A 2,800-nucleotide genomic window follows, 5' to 3' on the forward strand; every position below is an offset into this window, starting at 1 on the left:
TAACCGTCCGATTGTTACCGCGGTGGTTGGGCCTTGAAGCGAGTGGCGAGTTCGGGATCGTCAACGAAGTTATCGAGGAAGCAGTGCCAGGCCTGGGTGGTGCGGCGCGCTTCTCGAAGCATATCTGACAATTCGTCGACGCCATGGTCGGTGAGCGCCGCAATGGTCTCATCCGGGCCAGTGTAAACGGTGATGATCGCTCCGTATGTCAGATTGTCGCCGCTCCAGATGATGGCTTGCAACAGCTCCACGTCCTCGCCGAGCATTTCGGCAACATAGGCCAGTGTGTGCACATGGGTGATCGTGGCCATCAGGCTGCCTCTGCCAACGGCACCAAGGGCACCCAGTTCCAAGGCAGCAATTCCTCGATCCGGTTGATCTTATGATCATGGATACGGCCGAGCACGTCGGCGAGATAAGCCTGCGGATCGAGTCCGCTCATCTTGGCACTTTCAATAAGCGTCATGGCTCGCGCCAGGGTTTCAGCGCCTGCTTCGGAGCCCGCGAAGAGCCAGTTGCGTCTTCCGAGACCGATAGGTCTCACGGCTCGCTCAGCGGCATTGTTATCAATGGCGACACGCCCGTCTTCGATGAACAGTGAGAAGGCGTGCCAGCGACCCAAGCCATAACGAATGGCGCTGGCCAGGTCGCCCTTGACGGGGATGCGGGTGAGTTGCTGCTCGGCCCAGACGCGCAACGCCTCGAGTTTGGGTTTGCTATGCTCCTGGCGGATGGCACGCCGAACATCGGCAGGTTTCCCGGCGATTTCGCGTTCGATGTCGTACAACTGGCCGATGCGATCGAGGGCTTCTCGCGCTATCGGTGATTTGTTCGCTTTCCAGATGTCGTGGAAGTCACGCCGCCAATGGGCGAAGCAAGCAGCTTCCCGGAAGCGCGGTTCGCCGTCCGCGCCGGGCTCATACAGCTTCGCATATCCCTTGTAGGCGTCGGCCTGGAGAATGCCGCTCGCATTGCAAAGGTGGTTTTGCACGTGCTCCGCCTTCCAGTTGGGGGCAAAGCGATAGACCACACCCGGCGGTGCCGGACCGTTCCACGGGCGCTGATCGCAGACATAACCCCAGATCCTGCCTTGCTTCACGCCCTTACCGAGCCCCTGGGCCCGCTTTGTGTGATCCAGCACTTGGATCGGTGTATCATCGGCGTGGATGACGGTGCTGGCCAGGACCGATGCCTCAATACGCTCGATCAGGGGCTGCAGGGTTCGCATCGCCTTGCCGCACCAATCAGCCAGCGTGCTGCGGGGAATGTCAGCGCCCATGCGGGTAAGGATTTCGTTCTGCCGGTACAGCGGCAAGTGATCGTCGAACTTTGAGACGAGCACGTAGGCAAGCAGGCTGCTTCCGGCCATGCTGCCGGGGATCGGGCGGCTCGGAGCCGGCACCTGCACCATTTTCTCACAGCAGCGGCAGGACTTCTTCGGCCGCGCCACCTCGATCACCTTCAGCTTGGCTGTGATCATCTCGAGGATTTCGCTCACGTTCTCGCCGACGAGGCGTAATTCGCCCCCGCAATCGGGACAAGCGCTGCCCGGGTCGAGTTCTTTTCGCTCGCGCGGCGTGTCAGACGCAACGCGCGGACGCCGGGCCATGGACCGTGCACTGTCTACATGCGCAGTGGTCTCATCCTCTTCGGCATCACTCGGCAAAGCGGCGGTTTGCGCCGCGGCGACCAGAATATCTTCCAGCGCCAGTTCCAGCTGCTCGATCTCGCGTTCGATCTTTTCCGAGGACTTGCCGAAGGCCTGCTTCTTCAGCTTGGCAATACGCAGACGCAGAGCCTGAACCACCAGATCATGCGCCCGGACCGTTGCCGCCAACTTCGCGTTTTCCGCCTGCAAGTCGGCGATTATCGCCTTCAGCAAAGCTGGGTCTTCGGGAAGGTTTTGCGCCGGGCTCAGCATGATCCTGCTTACCAGCCAGCGGCAGGAATATCCATGAAAACAGCCAGATTCAGGAAGAAAAATCAGCCCACATGGGTAGGCGGTGCGCCCCAACTCGGGCGCCTCCAATCAATGCCCTCCCAGAGCATCGCGAGCTGCGCCGAGGTCAGCCGCGCAGTCCCGTCCGCAGCAGAGGGCCAAGGAAAACGGCCACGCTGCAGGACCTTGTAGTACAGGCAAAATCCCTGCCCATCCCAGTACAGGAGCTTCACCCTGTCGCCGCGACGTCCTCGAAAAGCGAACACCGCGCCGCTTGTCGGTTTCTGTCGCAGCACCGTCTGGGCCAGCTGACCAAGGCCAGAGATGCCTTTGCGCATATCAGTGACGCCGCAGGCCAGATAAACCCGCACGCCAGTTCCCGGCCCGATCACGCCGCCTCCACACAGCGGATGAGCCGGGTCAGGGCGATGGCCTCGATGTCGCTTCCAAATCGCAAAGTCCGGCCTTGCGTCAGGCGCAGCTCAACCATGCACGTCCCGCCTGGGCTAGCGCTGTGGGCAACTTCAGGGCTCCGAGCGGCAGGCATCTCCACAGGCAGAAAGACTGGCTCCGGTGGGGCTTGCAAAAACCCGCGCTTCTTCAAATCATGTCGCCACGTGTAAATCTGTTGTCGGGTTACATCGTGGCGCCGGGCTACCTCTGCCAGCGTCGCGCCATTCACGCCGACGGATCCGATGATCTCCAGCCTCTGCTGGTCCGTCCACCGGCGCCGTCGTTCCTGACCCAGTATCTCCGCCCTCATCGCAATCCCCGATCAAGAGACGTCGTTAGCGACGTCGCTATGACCGTCTCCTAAGAGATTATCGCGCCATCCGGCAGGCGGTACCAATCGGACGGTTA

At 61.2% G+C, this 2,800-nt stretch carries 4 protein-coding genes; all 4 read right to left on the reverse strand.

Features of this window, described 5'->3' with window-relative positions; genetic code table 11:
- Positions 1-14 precede the first annotated feature (14 nt).
- A complete protein-coding gene (locus SCA01S_RS21420; protein WP_062788831.1) occupies positions 15-311 on the reverse strand; it encodes a hypothetical protein in 297 nt (98 codons plus the stop codon).
- Positions 311-1,921 carry an IS66 family transposase gene (gene tnpC, locus SCA01S_RS21425; protein ID WP_062788832.1) on the reverse strand — a complete coding sequence of 537 codons (1,611 nt, stop codon included), beginning with the start codon at positions 1,919-1,921 and terminating at the stop codon, positions 311-313. The genes SCA01S_RS21420 and tnpC overlap by 1 nt, the downstream gene beginning before the upstream one ends.
- 62 nt (positions 1,922-1,983) lie before the next feature.
- Positions 1,984-2,331 (reverse strand): IS66 family insertion sequence element accessory protein TnpB, encoded by a 348-nt coding sequence (tnpB, locus tag SCA01S_RS22010; RefSeq protein WP_281191609.1) that lies wholly within the window; start codon positions 2,329-2,331, stop codon positions 1,984-1,986.
- Entirely contained in the window at positions 2,328-2,702 is a 375-nt protein-coding gene (gene tnpA / locus SCA01S_RS23080; RefSeq protein ID WP_062788834.1) for an IS66-like element accessory protein TnpA, read from the reverse strand. Before tnpA ends, tnpB begins: the two co-directional genes overlap by 4 nt.
- Between the last annotated feature and the right edge of the window lie 98 nt (positions 2,703-2,800).

Origin of the sequence: Novosphingobium capsulatum NBRC 12533, from assembly GCF_001598375.1 — a bacterium.
GTDB lineage: Bacteria > Pseudomonadota > Alphaproteobacteria > Sphingomonadales > Sphingomonadaceae > Novosphingobium > Novosphingobium capsulatum.

Excerpts from the sequence above, each read along its gene's own strand:
- SCA01S_RS21420 (WP_062788831.1), bottom strand. The coding sequence starts at position 311 with ATGGCCACGATCACCCATGTGCACACACTGGCCTATGTTGCCGAAATG.
- tnpA (WP_062788834.1), bottom strand. The coding sequence starts at position 2,702 with ATGAGGGCGGAGATACTGGGTCAGGAACGACGGCGCCGGTGGACGGAC.
- tnpC (WP_062788832.1), bottom strand. The coding sequence starts at position 1,921 with ATGCTGAGCCCGGCGCAAAACCTTCCCGAAGACCCAGCTTTGCTGAAG.